The sequence below is a fragment of the Rhodospirillales bacterium genome (assembly GCA_020638175.1).
Classification (GTDB): domain Bacteria; phylum Pseudomonadota; class Alphaproteobacteria; order Micavibrionales; family Micavibrionaceae; genus JACKJA01.
The window spans coordinates 809,852-832,310 of the sequence record JACKJA010000002.1 but is presented as its reverse complement, the minus strand read 5'-3'; the positions used below and the strand labels follow the sequence as shown (position 1 = coordinate 832,310).

18 protein-coding genes are annotated in these 22,459 nt (G+C 52.7%); 10 read left to right on the top strand and 8 right to left on the bottom strand.

The window, feature by feature from the left end:
* Positions 1 to 3: 3 nt before the first annotated feature.
* Entirely contained in the window at positions 4 to 2,031 is a 2,028-nt protein-coding gene (locus tag H6868_04005) for an SEL1-like repeat protein (protein MCB9988483.1), read from the bottom strand.
* A gap of 217 nt (positions 2,032 to 2,248) precedes the next feature.
* Between H6868_04005 and H6868_04000 the strand changes: the two genes are divergently transcribed.
* The 6 genes from H6868_04000 (at position 2,249) to wbaP (ending at position 11,556) form a co-directional block, all read left to right on the top strand.
* Positions 2,249 to 3,253 carry a glycosyltransferase family 2 protein gene (locus tag H6868_04000; protein ID MCB9988482.1) on the top strand — a complete coding sequence of 335 codons (1,005 nt, stop codon included), beginning with the start codon at positions 2,249 to 2,251 and terminating at the stop codon, positions 3,251 to 3,253.
* A 54-nt stretch (positions 3,254 to 3,307) separates the two neighbouring features.
* Complete coding sequence (locus tag H6868_03995; GenBank protein ID MCB9988481.1) at positions 3,308 to 4,318, top strand: NAD-dependent epimerase/dehydratase family protein; 1,011 nt, start codon at positions 3,308 to 3,310, stop codon at positions 4,316 to 4,318.
* Between the two features lie 33 nt (positions 4,319 to 4,351).
* Complete coding sequence (locus tag H6868_03990; GenBank protein ID MCB9988480.1) at positions 4,352 to 7,255, top strand: glycosyltransferase; 2,904 nt, start codon at positions 4,352 to 4,354, stop codon at positions 7,253 to 7,255.
* On the top strand, positions 7,255 to 8,973 hold the full coding sequence (locus tag H6868_03985; protein ID MCB9988479.1) for an ABC transporter ATP-binding protein: 1,719 nt from the start codon (positions 7,255 to 7,257) through the stop codon (positions 8,971 to 8,973). The genes H6868_03990 and H6868_03985 overlap by 1 nt, the downstream gene beginning before the upstream one ends.
* Positions 8,974 to 9,087: 114 nt before the next feature.
* Entirely contained in the window at positions 9,088 to 10,137 is a 1,050-nt protein-coding gene (galE, locus tag H6868_03980; protein ID MCB9988478.1) for a UDP-glucose 4-epimerase GalE, read from the top strand.
* Between the two features lie 3 nt (positions 10,138 to 10,140).
* Positions 10,141 to 11,556, top strand: coding sequence for an undecaprenyl-phosphate galactose phosphotransferase WbaP (gene wbaP / locus H6868_03975; protein ID MCB9988477.1), 1,416 nt, complete (start codon positions 10,141 to 10,143; stop codon positions 11,554 to 11,556).
* On the opposite strand, the gene H6868_03970 is transcribed toward wbaP, so the two are convergent.
* The 4 genes from H6868_03970 to H6868_03955 all read right to left on the bottom strand — a co-directional run bounded on the left by H6868_03970 (position 11,553) and on the right by H6868_03955 (position 15,451).
* Positions 11,553 to 12,287, bottom strand: a complete 735-nt coding sequence (locus tag H6868_03970) for a hypothetical protein (protein MCB9988476.1) — start codon at positions 12,285 to 12,287, stop codon at positions 11,553 to 11,555. The two genes, wbaP and H6868_03970, sit on opposite strands and share 4 nt — an antisense overlap.
* A gap of 6 nt (positions 12,288 to 12,293) precedes the next feature.
* On the bottom strand, positions 12,294 to 13,601 hold the full coding sequence (locus tag H6868_03965; protein MCB9988475.1) for a hypothetical protein: 1,308 nt from the start codon (positions 13,599 to 13,601) through the stop codon (positions 12,294 to 12,296).
* A 27-nt stretch (positions 13,602 to 13,628) separates the two neighbouring features.
* Positions 13,629 to 14,363 carry a polysaccharide export protein gene (locus H6868_03960; protein ID MCB9988474.1) on the bottom strand — a complete coding sequence of 245 codons (735 nt, stop codon included), beginning with the start codon at positions 14,361 to 14,363 and terminating at the stop codon, positions 13,629 to 13,631.
* Positions 14,364 to 14,500: 137 nt separating this feature from the next.
* Positions 14,501 to 15,451: a glycosyltransferase family 2 protein gene (locus H6868_03955; GenBank protein ID MCB9988473.1), complete on the bottom strand. Its 951-nt coding sequence runs from the start codon at positions 15,449 to 15,451 to the stop codon at positions 14,501 to 14,503.
* Between the two features lie 114 nt (positions 15,452 to 15,565).
* Here H6868_03955 and H6868_03950 point away from each other — a divergent pair, with 114 nt between their 5' ends.
* The 4 genes from H6868_03950 (at position 15,566) to H6868_03935 (ending at position 19,967) form a co-directional block, all read left to right on the top strand.
* A complete protein-coding gene (locus tag H6868_03950) occupies positions 15,566 to 16,456 on the top strand; it encodes a hypothetical protein (GenBank protein ID MCB9988472.1) in 891 nt (296 codons plus the stop codon).
* A 109-nt stretch (positions 16,457 to 16,565) separates the two neighbouring features.
* Entirely contained in the window at positions 16,566 to 18,008 is a 1,443-nt protein-coding gene (locus H6868_03945; GenBank protein ID MCB9988471.1) for a lipopolysaccharide biosynthesis protein, read from the top strand.
* Positions 18,009 to 18,090: 82 nt separating this feature from the next.
* Complete coding sequence (locus H6868_03940; GenBank protein ID MCB9988470.1) at positions 18,091 to 19,053, top strand: glycosyltransferase; 963 nt, start codon at positions 18,091 to 18,093, stop codon at positions 19,051 to 19,053.
* Positions 19,050 to 19,967, top strand: coding sequence for a glycosyltransferase (locus tag H6868_03935; protein MCB9988469.1), 918 nt, complete (start codon positions 19,050 to 19,052; stop codon positions 19,965 to 19,967). Before H6868_03940 ends, H6868_03935 begins: the two co-directional genes overlap by 4 nt.
* Here H6868_03935 and H6868_03930 read toward each other — a convergent pair.
* The 3 genes from H6868_03930 to H6868_03920 all read right to left on the bottom strand — a co-directional run bounded on the left by H6868_03930 (position 19,939) and on the right by H6868_03920 (position 22,319).
* Entirely contained in the window at positions 19,939 to 21,006 is a 1,068-nt protein-coding gene (locus tag H6868_03930; protein MCB9988468.1) for a glycosyltransferase, read from the bottom strand. The two genes, H6868_03935 and H6868_03930, sit on opposite strands and share 29 nt — an antisense overlap.
* A gap of 14 nt (positions 21,007 to 21,020) precedes the next feature.
* Positions 21,021 to 21,641 carry a hypothetical protein gene (locus H6868_03925; GenBank protein ID MCB9988467.1) on the bottom strand — a complete coding sequence of 207 codons (621 nt, stop codon included), beginning with the start codon at positions 21,639 to 21,641 and terminating at the stop codon, positions 21,021 to 21,023.
* A gap of 69 nt (positions 21,642 to 21,710) precedes the next feature.
* Positions 21,711 to 22,319, bottom strand: coding sequence for a hypothetical protein (locus H6868_03920; GenBank protein MCB9988466.1), 609 nt, complete (start codon positions 22,317 to 22,319; stop codon positions 21,711 to 21,713).
* Positions 22,320 to 22,459 lie beyond the last annotated feature (140 nt).

Genomic DNA, 22,459 nt, shown 5'->3' with positions numbered 1-22,459 from the left:
GGATCATTCCTCGCGCGAGCCGACATCCCCCATCGCCGCATCCAGTTCACTGGTCAGCATATGCACCAGCAAAGCCTCGCTGGCACGGCCATCTTGCGTCAGGTTATAGGATGCCTGATAGCTGCGAATAGCATCTTCGGTCCGCGGGCCCATGATACCATCGGCCGGCCCTGGATACAGGCCAAAACGCTCCAGTTGTTCTTGAATCTGCGCCACCACAGCCCGCTCCTTGTTGCTGACTTCCGGGGCGGCGCTCATATCGGCGGAGGATAATTTGCGGGGAATGTGAAGACCATCGAGAATTTCCGGATCAATATTCTCCGCTTCAGGCGGAGCTGCTGCCGTTTTCCGGGTCTGCGGCGCTACCGCCGCGCCCGAACGCAAATCCACGGGAGGCTTGTTTGCCTTGCTTAGCTGGTCGAGCGCCATTTGGGCTTCCGGGCTGCCCTGTTCCGCCGCTTTTTGGTACCAGCGCATGGCTTCCTGTGGCTGGGGTGTTCCCAGCAGCCCGTTTTCATAGATCAGGCCCAGATTGTAGGCAGCTTCCATAATGCCGCTTTGGGCCGCTTGCTCAAAGAACCGGGCGGCCACCTGCGGGTTATAGTCAGCCCCGATGCCTTCGATATGGGCAATCCCCAGATTATACTGCGCTTCCGGGTGACCGAGGGCCGCCGCTGCCCGGTACCAGCGGATGGCTTCGTCGACATTACGGTCGACGCCCAGTCCCTGATGATACAAAACGCCGAGATTATAACGGGCGTTGCCGACCCCGGCGATGGCCGCTTCCCGGAACCATTGCGCTGCTTTTTTGTAATCCACGGCAACGCCGCCATGGCCCGCCGTATAAATTGCCGCGAGATCATGCTGGGCCTCCGGCACGCCGTCCAAGGCTTTCGCTTCGATTTCCTTGATAACCGCCGGCAGGTTTTTATCCTCGGCTATCCGTTGACGTACGGGCGTATCTGATTTCTGGTCCGCTATAAACTTTTCAATATCCGCGTCCCTTGCCGGTGGGGTCGGCGGCTTGACGGCCTGTTGTACCGGTGGCGGCGGTGGCGGCGCGGTTTCAACTTTATCCTGCGGCGTCAGGGCCGCCAGCTCGATCGCATCGTTTTCCCCGGTCCCCTGATTTGCTATTTCCTGCGGCTCTTCCGGCACCACCGCAGGGGCAGCTTCCGGTTCGATGGCATTCAACTTCGCAGCCAGCGCATCCGGGTCTTCGGCCATCGCGGCCAGTAATTCTTCCGCGCTCATCGTTTCCGGATTTTCGTAAGCGCCCACCGTTGAGAACGCCGGAATGATTAAACCGTTTTCATCAGGTGCTTCGCGATTGTCCGCATAATCAGCCGCAGGATTGCTCTCTGCTGTTTCTGCCGCCGCGACGGTGGAGGAGGCCGCGCCACGGGTCGTCATGCTTTGTTGCAAGCTGCTGGCGCTCCACCCGACAATACCGGCAACCAGAATCGTCGCCGCCATGCCGATTGCCTGCACATGAAAAGAGCGCTGCCACCATGGCGCGTCGTCAGATTTGTCTTTACCGGCGTCATCCATCGTGACCAAAGCGCCTGACCGGACGGTTTCCTGGGTTTCCGCCACAACTTCCTCGATCTGGTCGAGTTTGCGGATCATCCGGGTTTTGTCCTGATGTATTTTATCAAGGCGGCGGTTCAGGCGCGCCTGCTGGGCGATCGCCTCTTCGATTTTATCGGCAAGAGCCGCGGCCTTTTCAATTTTCTCGAATTTGTCCTGAAGCTCTTTTTCCATCTTTTGCTGACGAATCAAAAGCGCGCGCTCGGCGCTTTCACGTTTGGCAATCTGGTTCTGCAGGCCAATATAGGCCTTTTCGCCCAACATGGCGCGGTCTTCCATATCGGCAAACATTTCCTTGTGCTCGGCCAGCATGTTTTGCATAGCCCGGCGCTCTTTTTCGCTGCGGACCAGACGCGTCCCCAGTTGATTTAACAACTGGATTACCTGATTATCACGCCCCATCTTGCCGGGACGAGAGGGCTTTTGCATGGCAGAACTCATGTCGACGGCCTCGTATCACTGTTTTATTACCTGAATGAGCCGACTATAAACAGTTTTGTAAAATCACGCCAAGTTTTTCTGCGGCCTTTTCCACAAAGGACTTCGGATACTCCCGGCCTTATATTTTCCTTGCTCAGCCTATCATTATCGCAATAACATTATCTTCGTTAATCAACACTGGTTTTTGTTATTCGCCTTTTGCGCAGGGAATTTTTAAATGAGCACTTCGCTGGTTACCGTCATTATTCCGGCCTACAACGCCGAAACCACGATCACCGAGACAATCGATTCCGTTTTGGCGCAAACATATAAAAACCTGGAAATTATCATCGTTGATGACGGGTCAACCGATGGCACGCCCGCCTTGCTGGATGCCATAGCCGACAAGCATGACAACATCAAGATCATCCGCCAGAAGAACGCCGGCGTGGCCGCCGCGCGTAATACCGCGATTGCCGCGGCGCAGGGTTCTTACATTGCCCCTATGGACGCCGATGATCTCTGGCATCCGCAAAGAATAGCCATGCATGTCGCGGCTTTGGAAGCGGCCGGACCACAGACCGCTGTGGCGTACTCGCCCTTTCATGTCATTGATAAAGAAGGAAAAGTTCTGGGAAAATCATCTGTTCTTGATTTTTCCGGTAATGTCTTCCTGAAACAACTTGAAAGAAACCTTGTCGGTAACGGCAGCGGAATAACCGTCCGGAAAGACGCCCTGATCAAAGTCGGTGGATATGCCTCTCATCTGCGGAATAACGGTGCGCAAGGCTGCGAGGATTATCTGGTCCAGTTACAGCTGGCCTATGAGCATGATTATGTCTGCGTGCCCTATTACCTGATCGGCTACCGGGTTTATCCGGGCAATATGTCGTCCAATCACATACAGATGCTGCGCTCGGAGCTGTTAATGTATGACCACTTCAAAACCGGCTATGACGTTAGCAAATGGCGTCTTGCCAGAGAAACCGGGGAGACCCTGAGCGCGCTTGTTTTTCTGGTTCGCAGAGAAGATGGAAATATTGCCGCCATACACGAGATATTCAACCGGATAAGAAATACTTATGATTTGATGCTTTTTATTTGCATAATGTCAAAATCTGTCTTATTTAAATTGAAAGGGAAACTGGAGCGGTTCTTTAAAAAACCGGATCCTCCCGGGCCAAGGCGCGGGGAAAAAGAATATAAAACATTTGCTGATGTGGCGGCTATGGCGCCGGAGTGACCGGGCTAGACGGCATATATAACGGCATATATATAAGAGAGAGAGAACAGGGATATGAAAAAGATAATTGTTGCCGGCGGCGCCGGTTTCATTGGTTCGCATCTGGTCGACCGCCTGTTGACCCGCCAAGATATTGAAACGCTGGTTGTCGTTGATAATCTCTGGACCGGCGAGATCAGTAATCTGGCCCATATTCGCGATCAGCGCTTGAAAATTGAAATCCATGACATCGAAACCTTTCAAACGGATGTCAAATTCGACGAGGTCTATCATCTGGCTTCGCCCGCGGCGCCGCAGATCTATTCCTCGGAACCCGTCCGGACAATCGCCGCCAACGTACTGGGCGCCATGCGTCTGCGTGAAATCATGAAAGACGGCGGCACTTTTTGCTATGTTTCCACGTCCGAAGTCTACGGCGATCCGCTGGTCTCCCCACAGCCTGAGGATTATCGCGGCTCTGTAGATTGCACAGGCCCCCGTTCATCTTACGACGAGGGCAAGCGCTGCACGGAAGCTTTCCTGTTTGAATGTCACCGCGTCTACGGCATGAAGATCAAGGTTATCCGCCCCTTTAATGTATACGGCCCCCGTACCAAACCCGATGACGGCCGGGCGGTTTCGAATTTTGTAACGCAGGCTTTGACCGGCAAACCGATCACCGTCTATGGAAGCGGGAATCAATCCCGAAGCTGGGGTTATATCTCTGATATTATAGAGGGTATGAAGCGCTATTTCTGGCGCGATGGCATTGATTTTTGCGGGCCGCTGAATATCGGCAACAACCGTGAAATTCCGGTTTTGAAAGTGGCTGAATATGTCGCGGCGCTCGTGCCCGGCAGTGAAATCATATTTTTGCCGCCGCCGCCCCAGGACCCGACCAACCGTTGTCCCGATCTGACGCTGGGGCAACGGATCCTTCCGGGCTGGACTTGCGGCATCCCTTATGAAGAGGGGATCAAGCTGACAATGAAATGGTTTGCTGAATCAATCGACATTCAAAACAGCAATGAGGCTTTGTTTACACATCTGCGGGAAAACGGTTTACTGGCACAAAGCGCTGTATAAACCAGAACTCCCTGACGCCAGAAGGGCTCAAAAATGACCCGCCCCCTAGTTTCTATCGTAATGCCGGCCTATAACGCAGCGCAGACCATCGAGCAAAGCGTTGCCTCGGTTCGGGCACAGGATTACGAAGACTGGCAGCTTGTCATCGTTGACGACGGATCGACGGACGACACGGTTGAAACAGTGAAAAAGCTGGCCGATCAAGACCACCGGATTCACTATATACATCAGAGTAACCGCGGCGTTTCACGGGCCCGGAACACTGGCATAGAACAAGCCGAAGGAGAATGGATCGTCTTTCTCGACAGCGACGACACCATTCATCCGCGCTATTTGACCAAAATGCTGGGAACCGCCAGGAGAGAGAACGCCGATATCGTCGTATGCGGTTATGCCCGGACAACGGATGATGGTCACATCGTGTTTGCGGAAAAACACGGTATTCAATCTAAAGACGGCTGCGCCGAATTGGCGGCGCGCGCCTATTTTCCAATCCACGCCGCGCTGGTCAAACGATCGCATATATTGAAAGCGGGCGGCTTTGATCCGGCGTTAACGACCTGTGAGGACTGGGATTTATGGCTGAAGATAGCCGGAAGCGGCGTAACGTTTGCCGCGGTCGACAAAACTCTGGCCTATTACCGCAACACACCGCGTTCCCTGTCCAAAAATGCCGGGCAAATGTTTGACGATGCCAACGAGATATTGCGGCGGCAAAACGGGGAAAGTTATGGGCCTGCTATTGCCCGTTACAAGCCCGATTCCCTCGACATCGCCCGGCGGCAGACATGGCTATTGCTGTGGAACGCCGCGATTGCCGCGGCGCAAGGGGAAAGCACTGAATCCTTATACGGCAAGGCTGCGGCGCTGGCCGTTCCCACGCCGGGTGAACACTGGCACATTGATGCCCTTGTGGAAGGGCTAAGCATTGGCGGCCACGTCGACACAGAGCATTTAACGGCCATCTGGCCAACGGCAGAGCCAGCCATGACAGCCCTGCTCAAGATGATCGAAGATAAAACCGGAGACCGCGGGCTGGCAAACCGGATCATGCTCGACCTCTGCCGTGCATTTTTTGACAAGGGGCGTTTGCGAACGGCCTTGTACACCAACACCACCGCGTTTTTAAGGTTTTCCGATCTGTTGCATATAAACCGCCTGCCGCCGGATATTGATTGTCTTTATGTTCAGGGCTTCATCGGCAAAACATTTATCCGTCTGCCGGGAATTCCGGTTCTGGCACCGCCGACCGTCTTTTCTCTTATGCCTGTGATCGCTTTTGAACTGGCACAGCAGATTGAACCCGTGTCGTTCAAGCGGCGGGTTTTCAGAAAAATTTTAAAGGCTCTGACCAAAACCGGGCGCATTGGCAAACCTGCATCATACAGCCTTCTTCAGGCCGTCTATCTTTCCCGGACCACGGCGCCCGTTATCTCTCCGGACCGGGACGATCAACCAGAAGCCGCGCCGGAGAAAACCGCGGACAATGTCTGGGAACAACTGTTCACCACGGAGGATCCCTGGGATTACACCAATCCCTATGAACAAACAAAATACCGGCAAACGCTTGATCTTCTGCCCTCTGATAAAATTGAATCGGCGTTGGAGCTGGCGTGTGCCGAGGGTCATTTCACCGTTGCCTTGTGTGACCGGGTCGAACATCTTCTGGCTACGGATATATCGGAAACGGCGCTTAAACGAGCTGCGCAGCGCTGTGAGGGGAAAACAAACTCGCAATTTGCCGTCCTTGATTTTATGAACCAGCCGATAGACGGGCACTATGACCTGATCGTCTGTTCGGAAGTCCTCTATTACACGGACAACCGCAAGCAGCTTGACGGCATTGTCGTCAATATCGCTCAAGCCCTGAAGCCCGGAGGATACCTTCTGACCGCTCATGCCCGGCTGCTGGCCGATGATCCGTCCCGGACCGGTTTTGACTGGGATCATGAGTACGGGGCCGACCGTATTGTCGACGCTTTACAGGCCCATCAAGACCTGCGCCCGGTTTCAACATTATCGACGGAACTTTACCGGATTGATCTTTTCAGGAAATCAAAGGACGGAACGGATCATGTAAAGCACACAACCGCCCCTTTCGGCATCCCCCTGCCCGCCAACGTGGCGGCCAGCGTTGTTTGGGGTGGCGCCCTAAAAACCCGAATGGACGCCTTTCGTACCGAAACAACACACACCATTCCCGTTTTGATGTATCATCGCATTGCGACCGGCGGTCCTGAGGCGCTGGCCCCTTACCGCGTTTCGCCGGTGCAGTTTGAACAGCAGCTCCGCTATTTACGGCGTCACGGGTTTTATGCACTTTCCCCAGACGCCCTTCATCCCGAATGGCCCGATCAGACATTACAAGGCCGCCCGGTTATTATCAGCTTTGATGATGCCTGCCTTGACTTTGCCACAACGGCGTGGCCGATCCTGCAGCGTAACGGCTTTACCGCGCACATGTTCGTCCCGACCGGCCATGCCGGAGGGCACGCCCTGTGGGATGACTCTTACGGTTCTCCGGCGCCACTGATGGGGTGGAATCACATGCGCACCCTCGCCGAACAAGGTGTCACCTTCGGCAGCCATCTGGTCACCCACCGTCAGGCGACAAGACTGGGGTCGAAAGAGCTTCTGGAAGAAGCACGCCAGTCGAAAGCCGTTTTGGAACAAGAGCTGGAGCAGCCCGTCACGACTATCGCGCCGCCGTACGGCGCTTTTGGTTTTCGCGAACAACGCCTGTTCCAGATTGCCGGATACAGCACGATATACAGCGCCGGCCCCTATGGCCTTGCCCGGGCAGGCCGAACCGTTATCCCGCGTTTGCTGGTCGATGGCCGCCATGATTTAAACACCTTCGTCAGCGGTTTGGGCATGGATTTACCGGCGCCGGACAATTATGATCTGGATACAACCCCTTTTGAGACTGTTTTTTAATGACCCGGACGGCTTTGAAAAAACTTCCTTTTGTGAACCGCTTTATCGGCGACCTGAATAGCGTGCGCCAGCTATTGCCTTTTTTCACGGACATGAAGCCCCTGATTTTATTGTCTATCTTTCTGGGCATTTTATCGTCCATCGTTGAGAGTACGGCGGTGGGGCTCATCGTTTTGTTTGTTTTTAAAAGCCTGTCCGGCAGTTTTGAACTGCCCGTCAACAGCCTGATGAGCGACTTTTTCTCCGCTATTGATACCGCCACCGGTGACAATGTTATCCTTATATGGACGATCATTATCATTACCGTCGTCGCCAAGTCGCTGATTATCGGCGCGTATAATATTCTCGGCTCTTACATCACAAACACCATTCATCATAAGATCCGCTCGGCCCTGTTTGAGAAATACATGGCCCTGCCTTATAAAGATCTCGCCAAAATGGATTACGGCACCATGACCAATGCGCTGCAGGTTGAATGCTGGTATGTCTCCGAGGTCGTTCAGGCGCTGGCCAGCATTGTGATCGCGTTATGCGCCCTGTTCGTTTACCTGTTGATTATCCTGTTTTTCTCATGGCCGCTGGCCTTGCTGGTGATTGTTCTGGGCGTCTTTATCAAAGTCATGCTGGCCGGTTTGAAACAGCCCCTGCGCCGTCTTGGCTTTGAGGTTACAAAAATCAACGAGGAACTGGCCTTGCGTATGTATACCCGGATGCAGGCCATCCGGACGATCCGGGCGCATGGTCTTGAACATGAAGAGTCCCGTTCTTTTGTATCGCTGTCCGATGCCGTGGCCCGTGCCTTTACCCGGATGTCTCTGGTCGAGACGTATCTGCGGCCAGTAAATGATATTTCGGTTCTGGTTATTATTGCGGCCCTGATATGGCTATCCATGACCATTGGCAACCCGGTGACGGTCACGGCTACCGTTATTGCCCTGCTTTACAAGCTTCAGCCCTATATTTACAGGCTGGAAGGGGCGCTGATGACGCTTGTAAAGGCGCAAGGGTCCCTGACGGCCGTTCTTAAGCAGCTCAAAGCCCCGGATATGCGGGATGAAGCCACGGCCACCCTGCCCATGCCGAGCCCTTGGAAAACCATTCGTTTTGACAGTGTCAGTTTTGCCTATGACCACGAGACCGTTATCGACCGGCTGAGTTTTGAATTGCCGCGCGGCAAGGTTCTGGCCATCAGGGGACTGAGCGGCGCCGGGAAATCGACATTGGTAAACCTGTTTTTAAAACTGACCCGGCCTACATCGGGGAAAATCTGGATCGACGATCTGGATTTCGACCAAGTAAACCGCGAACAGTGGCTTTCCGGGGTGGCCGCCGCCGGACAGGATTTTGAGCTCATGGACGGCACCTTGTATGAAAACCTGACGCTGGGCCGGAATATCCCCGCTCATAACATTCAGGACGCGTTAGAGATCGCGGCGATTAAGGATTTCGTCGACGCCCTGCCTGACGGGCTGGGAACCAAGGTCGGGGAACGCGGCATACGCCTGTCCGGCGGGCAGCGGCAACGGATCGTTCTGGCCCGTGCGCTGGCCTCTGCGCCCGCCTTTCTAATCATGGATGAAGCCACCAGCGCCGTCAGCATCAATGTTGAAAAGCAAATTTACCAGATGATTAAAGATCGGCGGCCTGACATGACCCTGATTCTCGTCACACACAGGGATATTCCCGATGGTCTGGCCGACTTGCAAATTTCCGTTTAAGCCTTTGTTTTTCAGTCATGTACATCATTTTTTTTCTTGTATATTTTCGGCAATATTTATAATGTGCAGACGGCGAAAATAGACAATATATAAAAAAAATACAGGGAGTATGCCATGACACAACACGTTGTGCTGGTTACGGGTGGAGCCGGATATATCGGCTCACATGTGTGTAAGCTACTATCACAAAACGGATTTTTGCCGGTGGTATATGACAATTTGTCGTCCGGCAACCGCGAAGCTGTAAAATGGGGTCCCTTTGAAGAAGGGGATATTCGTGATCGCGCCCGTTTGGCCGCCGTCATTGAACAATACAAACCGACATCGCTGATGCATTTTGCCGCGCTGATCCAGGTCGGCGAGTCCGTTCAAAACCCGTCCGTTTACTATGATAACAATGTTCACGGATCGTGGTGCCTGCTGGAAGAAGCCCGCGCCCATAACATTAAAAACATCGTCTTTTCCAGCACGGCAGCGGTCTATGGCAATCCCCAGACCGACGCCATTACCGAAACGCACCCGCTGCGGCCGATTAATCCGTACGGCCACACGAAACTGGCCACCGAAAACATGATCCGCGATTACGCGCAGGCCTATCCGCTGCATTACGCCATATTGCGTTATTTTAACGCCGCCGGCGCCGACCCGGACGCCGAAACCGGCACGGCCTATAAAAAGGACACGCACATTATCCCGATGCTTATGCACGTCGTCAGCGGCACGCGCCCGGAATTCAGCCTGTTCGGCACAGATTACGATACACCGGACGGCACTGCCATCCGCGATTACATTCATGTCACGGATCTGGCGCAGGCCCACATTGCCGCCCTGTGCCATATTCATGAAAACGGTGAAAACCTGACGTTAAATCTGGGGACGAGCCAAGGACGCACCGCCCGTGAGCTCATCGAAACGGCCCGGTCCGTCACGGGGCACACCCTGCCGGTACAGGAAAGTCCCCGGCGCGAAGGCGACCCGGCCGTGCTCGTCGCCGATGCCACGAAAGCGCAAAAAGTCCTGAACTGGCGCCCTGTGCGTTCGGATATAGCCACCATCGTCGACACGGCGTGGCAATGGAAACAAAAACAAAACCTTTACGGAAAGACAGAAGCCTTTACCGCTTCCAACACGGATCAACCCACACAAAAGAAAGTCGTTAAATAGGCCATGCAAACCCGCCGCCTGACATTGTTAATTGCCGATGTGATAGGAATGGTTCTGGCCCTTTTCATAGCTGCGATTGCCGCTGCTACATTTTCCGAGCTTTTTCTGGACAGGATTTATCCGCACTTTACCAGTCCCGACACGAAGAAACTGATTATATTGTACGGGATTTTGTCGGGCGTCGGGGTTGTCTGGTTTTTCAACAAGGGCCATTACGGCTCCCGGACTCCGTGGTGGCAACAAGTCGAGCACGTCATTTTATTTTGTCTTTCGGCGCTGCTGATTGAGGGATTTGTCAGCTATGCGCTTCAAACCCCGCTCCCCCGCTTATGGGTCAGCCTGTCGTGGCTGCTGGCCGTTCCCTGTATTTTGATATATCGCTGGGCCGCACGGGCAATCTTAATCAAAACAGGCCACTGGGCAAAACCGACGATCCTGATCGGCGGCTATCTTAATGCGAACGAGACATTGTATGCGTTAAAATCCGATCTGTACCTGAAATATGACGTTAAATACGTCGTTTTGCTGGGGGCCACCCAGGAAGAAAAAGAAAAATTCCAGAACGCCCATGGCGATATTGAGATCAAATCCGAGCTGGGAGATATGCAGCCACGGGATTATATCGTTCTTGCGCCTGACTTCCGCGATCAAATTCTGCTCAAAAACACGATTGCCAAAATCAAGGAATTCGGCGCGCACTATGCCATTGTTCCGCCGCTGGAAGGCTTTTCCCTGTATGGGCTATACCCGCAATATTTCTTTGGCTACGGGATTGTTTTGCTGGAGCCGATGCGCCGGCTGCAAACCCTGAGCGGTCGTTTTATGAAATCGGCGCTGGATAAAACTGTCGCCTTTCTTATCCTGACCGTGTTTTCCCCTGTCTTTTTATTCCTGATCTGGCAGGTCAAAAAAGACGGTGGCCCGGCTTTTTACGGCCAGACCCGGATCGGGCGGGACGGTAACCCTTTCAAATGCTGGAAGTTCCGTAGCATGGTCACCAATGCCGATGATATTCTCAAGGACTTGCTGGCGAATAATCCTGAGGCGCAGGCGGAATGGGAAAAGGATTTCAAATTGAAAGACGACCCCCGCATTACAAAAATCGGGCAGTTGCTGCGCAAGACCAGTCTTGACGAGATCCCCCAGCTTTTTAACGTCCTGCGCGGGGACATGAGCCTTGTCGGGCCCCGTCCGATCGTCGAGGACGAAAAGAAATACTATGCCGATCAAATCAAATATTATCTGGCCGTCAAACCCGGCATTACCGGCATGTGGCAAGTGAGCGGCCGGAACGATATCACCTATGCACAGCGGGTTTATCTGGATGGCTGGTACGTCAAGCACTGGTCGATTTGGCACGACATTGTGATTTTGATTAAAACGGTTTTTGTCGTGATCGGACGCCGCGGGGCTTACTAGCTCGATTTAAACAACAGCCTGTACAGCCACAGCGGAATGTAATGACGCCGCTTGTTCAAAACCGTCCCCGTTACTTTACCGCCACTGGATTCGATTATCTGCAGCAGTTCCTTGACAACCGGAACGCGGGTGCGTTCGGCTTCGATAACAATCACGTTGCTATCAGACAGGCCGGCAAATGTTTTGGCCGGCCCCGTGCCCAGCGCCCCTTCCGAACAAATGACAATCATGTCAAACATTGTCCGCAATTTGCCAAACAGAGCCGTGAAAAACGATTTACCGGCCGAGGCCAGACGTTCGTTCGACAAGAATGCGTAAAACAAAGATATATCTTCGACAACGGTAAACGGCGCGCCAGAGGATTTTCCCGTACCCTGAGCGAAAGAATCCAGTGACAAAACTGCCGGTGTCTTCAGACCTCTGGCATTGGCCGGGATTCCCGCCCCCATATCCAGAAACAAGACCCGTTTATTTGACTGGACCGCCGCCGCATAAGCCATTTCAAAAGCGATGGACCGCGCGCCTTCATCGGTATACGCGCTGGTAAAATGAACAAGGCACGGCTCGTCCGCCGTTAAATCATGTTCGATCGAGGCCAAAAGGTTGCATGTCTTCTCGACCGGGAAAGCCGGAGAAAACCGAAAATCCACCGGTGTTGCCGATGCATTATCCAAAGCATTCCAGATTTCATCTTTATTGCCTGACATTTTATTTTGTGATGCTTTTGCCATGACCGCCTACGCCCCTTTCGCTTTGCCGAAGGCCGCCAGAACCGGCACCCCCAGAGTGGACGTTATCTGTTCGGGAGATGTCAAACGATCATCCAGCAATTCAAACGTCAACGCCACCCCCAGACCGAACAAAGCGCCCGCCATCATGAAAGCTATCAGAATAAGCTTTTTACGGGCCGGCACCGGATACATCGGGATGGCAGGTTTGTCGACAACAGAAATCCGGGTGATATTTTCTATGTTCAGCAGATTATTGATCCGCGCCTCTTCGCCGCGCTGCTGATAGTATACATAGTTTTCTTCATCCATTTTCACGCGCTGTTCCAGCTCGTTATATTTGCCACGCTGCGCTTCCAGCCAGGCTATTCTTTCGTCAATCGCAGCGATTTTCGAATTCATGGAGCTTTCTTGTTTATCCGCGTCGTCACCCGTTTCTTCCCCGGACTCTTTCCCCGTTGCATTCAGGTCGTACTGACGATCGTGAAGTTGCCGGCGCGCGACGTCTATCGACTGCCGCAAGCGTTTCATAACGGGGCTGTTTGCCTTGTAGGTGGAGCGCATTTCGGCTTCTTTGGCCTCCAGTTCGGACAATGTTGTCTGTGCCCGCGAGACAGACTGGAAGGCCAAATTTGACAGCTCGCTTTTTTGCCGCAAAAGCTGGGTCATTTCTTCATCAATGGCTGAAATACCGACTTCTTCCTTGAAGTCAAAGAAGTCCTGCCGGGAAACTTCCAGCTTTTGTTTCATCTCGGTCGTCTGTTTTTCGAGAAAACTGGTCTGGGCCGTATTGTAGACTTCGGCCTGCCGGATCATAAACATTTCCATCAGCTTGTCTGTGAACAAGGCAGAGACTTCCGGATCCTTGTGCCTTACCGCAACTTCGATGATGTTACTGGCGCCGCTGGTCTGTACACTCACGGCACCGAGAATACGGCCCGTTGCCTGCCGCAGGGCCATCGCTTTATCTTGCTCATCATCCGCGGCCAAACCCGGGTACAGTTTTTCAACACCAACCGCAGAGACGACGTCACTTAACAGACTCTGGCTTTTTAGAATCCGGATGTTGGATTCCATAATTTCTTTCCGGTCACTGCTGGTCAGTTCGTTCGGGCGATTGTTACCCGGTAAATTAACATCCGGCCGCGCCCCCTGGCCAAACTTGACCAGAAGACTGCCCCGCGCCTCGTAGACTGGCTCGATACGAAGAACAACGGCAAACCCCAGAACAAAAAACAGGGAAAAAACAAGTATTATCTTTTTTTTCTGCCTGAAAAGAGCATTAAGAAGCCCGCGTATGTTATATTCTATATTCAAACTATTCCAACCACTTCTAGATGTATATTACTGATTATTTCCAACTGCATAGTAAGCACCAATCCCGATACTAGGCCGTATGAACTGCTGTACATACTGTTCGTAGTATTTGTGGAACTCCGCGATACCCGTGCGCGGGACAAAGACAACATCATAAGCCGCCAGCCGCACATCGGCTTCAGGCTCGGCCCCGCTGATAGCGGCATCGTAATCGGCAAAGTAAGCTTTGGGCTCCTCGCCGCTTCCGCGCCGTAACAAAATAATTTCGTTTGTATCCGCAGAATTTTTCACCCCGCCCGCCAAGGCCAAGGCCTGTAACAACGTCATACTCAAACCTTCCGACAAATATTCACCGGGGTTATTGACCTCGCCCATCACGTAAATGCGCGCGGGAGCAAAGGTTTTAACAATGACCGCTACACTGGGGTCGCTAAGATGCGTTGTATAGCGTTCATTCAGCAAATCCTGCAACTCTTCGGGGGTCAGGCCAAAAGCCAAAACATTTTGGGCCACGGCCGTCGAAATTTTACCATCCGGGCGGATAATAACTTCTTCGTTGAGTTCCGGATTTAACAGCATCTTGATTTCAAGGACGTCCCCGATCTGCATCCTGTATGGCGGCAGCTCGTCGGCGATCGCGGCGATCGGCATTATGTTGCGCGGCGCCGGCGCGATTTTTGCACTGGCACACCCCGTCAAAAGCAACGCTATAGCACAAAAACACGCAATTCCGGATTTTCGCAAAGAAAACAAATTCGACATCCCCTGTCTTTCTTAATTTTTTTAGCCGCTACACTTACCAAACTTGCCCCTCTTTATACAATAAAAAAAACTAAAAGAGTAGAGGAACAAGCTCAATAGAACAGCGAACGTATAAAAAAAGAGGCTTTGCCTTCCGGCTATGCTTTCAGGCGCAGCCCCCTGATAACGGCTTGCTCCCCCAATTTACCCAACAGGTACAGCGGGACAGGCCATGGACGAACGAATGTCGCGACCCCGGACAGGATGTCCCTGTTTTTCACAGCATTGATTAAAAGCCGCCACTGCAGCCGGCAATCTGTGTTGCGATAATGCCGGCGCAACGCCTTTCTATCTTTTCCGTTCAGTTCAAATTCTTGTTCGATCGTCCGGTTACAGTCCCTGAGAAGTCTCAAATCCTCCTCTGTATGCTGACCGCTCAGCGAATTCGCCCGTATAACCGCGACATAACCCTGCGCCGGCACCAGAAGCAGACGCCCGCCCGCCGCCAGCGCGCGTGCATATAAATCATAATCCTCGCCCAATCTCATATCTTCGCGATAAGAAATACCATGGGTTTCCAGAAACGTGCGCCGCATCAGCGGCTTTATGAAACCGAGTTCCCGGCGCTCCCGGCCCGGCTTTGTAATATTGGACAGAACAAATTCCTGAAACCCTACGATACGCGGCAAGAAGATTTGCTCTCCCAACACAAGACGTTTGGGGCCGTCCGGGTTTTCTTCGGAAACCTGCCACAGATCATCGGCAACCATATCGGCATCGTTCGTATAAGCCCACAATCCGGCAATCCGGCCGGGCAACAAAAAGTCATCGGAATCCAGCAATCCCAGCCAGGGAGACGTGCTCTCCCTTATCGCGCGGTTACGCGCCGCTGCCGGCCCCCCATTTTTGTCCTGCTTTAAGACCTTGAGACGCCCCGTGCCATCGTCACAGGTCTGCGCACAGGCCACGGTGTTGTCCGACGAACAATCATCGATAACCACGACCTCCTGAACGCCGGGTTCGCCCAGTGCTGAGCGCACAGCCCGCGCAATCGTTTTTTCAGCATTATATGCCGGTATTATGATACATACTGATGGTTCGGTACTCATAGCGAATGCTTTTAAGACAGATACCTGTCTTTGGCAAGAAAAGCTGGACTTGATCCGATGTTAACTATATAGGTTATGAAAATAAATACCGTAACAGTGTAACAAAGAGAATTCATGAAAATCATCTACTTTCAGGGAAAGCGTCCCAATTTCGGAGATGAGCTAAATCCGTGGCTTTGGCCCCGGATCCTGCCTGATTTTTTTGATGATAATGACGATATCGCTTTTCTAGGCATTGGATCAATTATCGGTAAGGCTCTGCCGGTGACCACCACACGAAAAATTGTCTGCGGCGCTGCTTATGTCGAAGAGTACAGCCAGTATAAACCGAACCTTCGGGGCGCAGACTGGGATGTCTTTTTTGTCCGCGGCCCCCGTACGGCTTCGCTTTTGGATATACCGCAAGATCTGGCTCTGGGCGATTCCGCCCTTTTGCTGCGCACGGTTGTGGATACATCCCGGTATAAGCCGGAAGTGGTTTCCTTTATGCCTCACTGGGAAAGCCTTTCCTGCGGACACTGGGAAGAAGTCTGCCGTCTGACGGGCATTAACCTGATTGATCCCCGCCAGCCTGTGGAAACCGTGCTGGATGAAATGCTTCGGTCGAAAGTCGTTATTGCCGAAGCCATGCATGGGGCCATCGTTGCCGATGCCCTCCGGATCCCCTGGATTCCCCTGCTGCCGATTCACAGTTCACACCGGGGAAAATGGAAAGACTGGTCCGGCTCCATGGCGATGGACCTTTCCCCGCAACGACTTTGGCCCTCGAGTCTGCAAGAAGCGCAAAACGCCTTGATCCGTCATCCCTTTTTATTGCGGGCCAGCACCCTTGCCGCCGCATCCCCCGTATCCGGCGTGATCGACAGTGGGTTAATCCATATGGCGGCTTTTATGCTCGATCGGGTCAGCAAAACACCCCCGATGATGAGCGAAGATCGCCGCATAGAAACCATCACGGAAAAGATGTGTGAGAAAATCGAACTCTTACGCAAAAAGTACGGTTAAACCCCATGCATAAATCCCCGTATAAAACGAATTTACTTCCCGGCAGGCATCTGCCATGTTGCGGGCTATTGCCCGCGCTCTCTGGGCGGGATAAAAAACAGGGATAACCATGTCGCTTCGTAAAGTAACGCTCAATACGGCTTTTATATCTTCCGTCAGCACCATTCGGCTGTTGGCGCAGTTCTTCGTGATCCCCATTTTATCACGGATATTGTCGCCGGAAGATTACGGGCTTATGGCGATGGCCATGCCGATTGTCATGTTTACCGTTATTTTTGCCGATGCCGGGCTCGGCCAATCACTGATAAGGTCCGCTTCGGACGACAAGAAAACCTGGTCGACGAGTTTTTGGTTTACGGTTCTTCTCGGCCTGGGGCTGGGAGTGATTATCGCCGCCCTGGCTTTTCCCGTGACGGCCTTTTTCAAGGAACCGCGATTGTTCGTCATTATACTGGCGCTGGCGCCTGTCGTCCTGTTCCAGTCTGCGTCCACAATCCCGGAAGTTTCAATCAGGAAGAAACATCGTTTTGGCCTGATTGCCGTCATGGAAATAATAGCCCTCACATCAGGGATAGCCACGGCGGTTATCGTCGCCCTGAATGGCGGCGGCGCATGGGCGCTGGTTGCCCAGCAACTTGTTCTTTATATCTTGCGGTTTGTTATGGCCTTTACCCTGTCGGGTTTTCGTCCGTCTCTGGATTTCGATGTAAAGGCGATCACCGGACATCTGGTTTTCGGGCGCGATGTGCTTGGCACCCAGTTCGTCTATTACCTGATTAACTCGGCGGACAGCTTTATCGTGGGACGGATTCTCGGCTCGGTATTGCTGGGGTTTCATACCATGGCATTTTTGTTCATCAAGCTGCCTTTGCGAATGATTATCGGGCCTCTTAATTACGTGCTCTATCCCCACCTTGTGCCCTACAAAGATGATATAGATACGCTACGCCGTACCTACCTGTTTTTAACCCGTGCCCTGGCCATTGTCGTTTTCCCCGGAATGGCCATGGTTGCCGCTTCCCATCACGCTTTTTTCAGTTTGTTTTTATCGGAAAAATGGCAGCTTTCAGGCGAAATTTTTATGATTACCGCCCCGGCAGCGGCCCTTTCAACCGTGTCCGGCATGCGCAGCACTTTTATGCTGGTCGTCGGGCGTGCCGATATTCCTTTGCGCACCAGCCTTGAATATCTGGGGGTTTTCCTTGTTGCTCTTATGTGTTCCGTCTGGTTTGGCCTGAAGGGCGTCGCGATCGGCTATAGTCTGGCCGTTTTCCTATATGTCCCGCGCGGATTGTCCTTAACCCTGCCGCAACTGAATTGTCCGGCGGCGGCCTATTGGCGCACGTTGGCCGTTCCGGCGCTGGTAACGGCGGCATGCGTTGTTATCTACCGCGAGGTTTTAACCATCGTCACTCTTGATAACTGGCCACAACTGGGAGTGGCTATTGCTCTGGGGATCGTTGCGCTGATCGGCGGCGTAGCCCTGCAATTCCCGGTTCTAAAGGAAGAAATCGCCCTGCTGCGCAAAAACTGGGCGACCGCGGCCACATAAGTATTTATTTAAATGTTATCAGAGCATATAACTGTTTCCAGAAACTTATAAAAAACGGCGAAAACAGGAGGGGTAAAAGACTATGAAGATTTCCGTTATCATTTGCACGCGCAACCGCGCCCACGCCATTACCCCCTGCCTGGATTCCGTGGCGGCGGCGCTGGGGAAAGCCCAGCCCGTTACAGCCGAGATCGTCGTCGTCGACAACGGATCGACAGATGACACGTCGGCCCGCGTGAAAGAATGGGCCAAAGATCAGACCTTTCCCGTCAATCTTGTAACCGAGCCACGGCCGGGCCTGTCCTGTGCCCGTAATTGCGCGCTGCGCACAGCTCAGGGAGACATTCTGGTCTGGACCGATGATGATTGCCGGATGGATCCCGATTACATTATAGATGCCCTGCGCCATGACGCCGCCGATAGTGGCCTCGTCCTCCGTGGCGGCCGGGTCGAACTGGGCAACCCCGGCGATCTGCCCCTGTCCATAAAAACCGCAAAAGACATCCAGCGCTGGCGCAAAAACGATCCCGATAGCCAGCATGAGCATTTCGGGAACGCGATTGTCGGCTGTAACATGGTGATGAGAAAAGAAGTCGCCCGTACCCTCGGCGATTTCGATGAAAGACTGGGGGCCGGCACGAAAATTCCGGGCGGCGAGGATCTTGATTACATTTACCGGGCTTATCTGGCGGATATTCTGATTGAATATGTCCCGGACATGGTTGTTCACCATTTTCACGGGCGCACGCAATACGAAGAAGGTAAGAAATTGCTTCAGGGCTATTTTATTGGCGACGGTGCCTTATACGCCAAATACATGTTTTCCGCGCCCCAATTATGCCGCAACTTTTTCATTGATACGAAAAAAACGATCAAGGATATCCTGACGGGTCAGGACCGGCATTTCAAGGTTCTGAAATTTTCGTATAAGCAAAGAACGGTCTGTAATATCAAAGGATTTTTCCTGTTTATCCGCGTTAACCTGTCGTCCCTTTTGCCCGCGCCCTCTTCAAAACAGACAAACAAGCCGGGAGCCGCCGCATGAACGTTTCCGTTATCGTCTGCACCCGCAACCGGGCCCATGCCATTACGCCCTGTCTGGATTCCATGGTCGAAGCCCTGAAAACGGTCGATATCCCGCAAAAGGAAATTATTGTCGTCGATAACGGATCGGAAGACGACACCGCGGCCCGCGTGACGGCATGGGCAGAAAACTGCCCCGTTCCCTTTCGTTTGCTGTCCGAACCGCGCAAGGGCGTTTCCAGAGCCCGTAATATGGCCGTTCGTGAGGCAAAGGGCGATTTGTTGATCTTTACCGATGACGATTGCCGCCTTGATAAAAACCATGTCCGGGATGCCTTGAAGCATGCCGAAGCGGACAAGATACCGACCGTGCGCGGCGGGCGAATAGAGCTGCCCGACCCGACGGATTTACGCCTGACCTTTAAAACAGACCCCGACATACAGACATGGGAAAGAAGCCAAAATGATGCCCGTTACAAAACAATGCGCGGCGCGGTATCCGGATGCAACATGGCGTTCCCCCGGAAAATCATAGAAACCGTTGGCTTTTTCAGCGAACGGCTGGGGCCGGGCACCTTTATTCCCGGATCAGAGGATACGGATTTTATCTACCGTGTTTATCTGGCCGGATTTCCCGTCCAATATGTTCCCGATATGACGGTTTATCACGCACACGGGCGGAAAACGGCGGAAGAAGGAAAGAAACTGTTAAGCGGCTACTTTATCGGTAGCGGCGCGGTATACCTTAAATACCTGTTTATCCACCCGAATTTCTGCCGGCCGTTTATCTGGGATATCAAGAACCTGATCCGGGAGATCAAAGCCGGCGAAAGCCTTTATATCCCGGAATACGGGCTTTCCTTTAAATATCTCCTGCTGTGCAATCTGAAGGGGATGGGGCTGTATCTCAGGGCGCTTTTGACGCCGCAGCCTTAATCGCCGCTTCCCACATATCGACCTGCGTTTCCGGGTCCAGCGCCGGGCGCGCGGCATGCGCCCGCGCCGCTTCGCTTGTTTTTTCGTAGAACGCGGCGTCGTCCCAAAGCCGACGAACGGCGGTAATCCAATCATCCAGCGGACCGTCGGGATCAACCAGGAAGCCGCCCGGCCCGACGGCTTCCGGCAAGCCGCCCCGGCCCGACGCTACGACGGGAATGCCGCTGAATTGCGGTTCGCTGGCGACCCGGCCATAGGCTTCCTGCCAGCGGCTGGGGGCCAAAAGGATTTTACAGCGGCCATAAATTTTCTTCATGTCCCTGACCGGCGGATGAAGCGCGACATTGGGCAAAGCCGCCAAGGCCGTCATCAGGCTTTCCCGTTCCGCCGGTTTCAGCGGCCAGCCCTCGACAAACGAAAACGGAATATCCGGGCAGGCCTGCGCCACGGCCAGTGCGATATCCAGCCCCTTGACCGGCTGGGGGTTGATAAAGGTCACATTTTCCCGCGTGGTCGCCGTCCGGTACGCCGCGCCGTTGATAATCGGATGAATGACCCCCGGATCGACGCCAAAATGATCGCGGTAAAAATCGGCGGTAAATTGTGAATTGGCCACGCAGGGCACCGCCCCCAGATCAGCAAACGCCCCGCCGTGATCGTCGATTTCGACATCCTGCAACATCATCAGCACAGGCAGGCCCAGCTTTTGCGCGGCCAGCGCCATTTTCACCGGCTGGCGCGCCAGCACAACGACAACGTCGGGCTTATCGCGAGCGACAACCTCGGCCATGCCCTCCCACGGGAACCACGAGCGCCAGACCGGGTAGCCGGGCTGGGTATCGCGGGCGGTTTTGCGCCGAAACAGTTTTTGAATCAGGCGCCCGCGCGCCCCCCAGTACCCGCCGGGCATCAGGGCGCATAAAAAGGACACCTCATGCCCGCGCGCGCGCAAACGCGTCGCCAGCGTATGAGAGGACGATTGCAGCCCCCCGACCATCTGGGGCAAAAACGGGTGTGCGGTGGCAAACAGGATTTTCATGAGATGCACTATAGCTAGACTTTTACTACCGACAATAGCCGGCAGAGTATCTGGTTCACTATTTTCCTTTTTCGGGATGCATATATTTGTCCCGCCTTGTTCGCATGCGGGAAGGATTCATCGGGGATATCTTTCCCCAGAAAAGAACATAATTTCTCCCAGCCATCACCATTTTCCCAGCATATTTCAAGAAAATCATCCGGACGGTCTTTAAAATAGTTCCGTACTTCTTCGTTATGCCTGTTATAAACATCTATATGCCCTTGTTCGTGGCCATGAGGATAATAATATCCATATGCCCAGCGATTACATGGAAGCAGCGGCTTCACAAGAATTGTGTGTTTTTTCAAGCTCTCCAGCCATTTCCGTTCATTCTTTCGAACGGTCAGAATAAATTTGCTGCCCGGAAGCATTTCATCAAGTTCTTTATAGATCAGGGGATACGGCCAATCTTCGAACAAATCGTTTTGCTCGACCACCCTCTTTAAACGGCTGTAATCATTCCGGATAACATCTTTTACCAAACCCAAATCATACGTGGAACACTGTAGACCTAATATATTACCACATATATTTAATGTAGTTGTCCCGGTTTTATTCAGGCCAATTCCAAAAATCTTAGAATTACCCGAAATCTCTCTATTTTTTTTCCCATATCAATTTTCTATTATTCTATACTTTTTTTGAATCCCTAATGACTTCGTTCACTTTAAGGAACGAATTTTCTTCGCAGGAACCCCCGCCATTAAAGTGTATGGTTCAACATCCTTGGTAACGACAGCACCAGCCGCAATCACAGCGCCCTCTCCAATAGTTACACCGCCAAGAACCGTCACGTTCATTCCCAGCCAACATTTATCTTTAATCTCGATGGATTTACCACCGCCGCCCCATTTTGTTTCAGAAGACCACATCAGATCGTGGTATCCCGTTTCCAAATTAACATTAGGACCTATATTACAAAGGCTTCCTACGGTAATTGTTGATGGCTCTACAAAACCAGTTCTAAAGCCAGTATTAATGTACGTTCCGCCCCCTATGGTTAATCGATTAAATCCATTATAAGTCGCTATACAAATTGGAGGGCATATAGTGCAATTTTCTATTTTCACCCCTAAAAACCGCAATAATCTCCATCTGTTACGGTCTACTTTTGATGAACGAATAGGAAGATTTACCGCCCACAAAAGAACTGTTTCTTTCAATATTATCCATAGACGCATTCCTTTCTTCCCCCCTTTTAATTGACGGCTATTTAGAGTCCGTATTTTTACCTTAAAAAGACTGTAAAATATAATTTTTCTTTCTGGCAAACATCCTTAAAAACACCATTCTCCGGGAAATTGCAACCTTGACATGAGGCGCAACTCGTGATAGGAATTTATTCACAAACAGGGGGAATCTATCCAGGGGAGACCGCCTGTTTGCTTTGCGCCCTGCGCCCCATTACCCA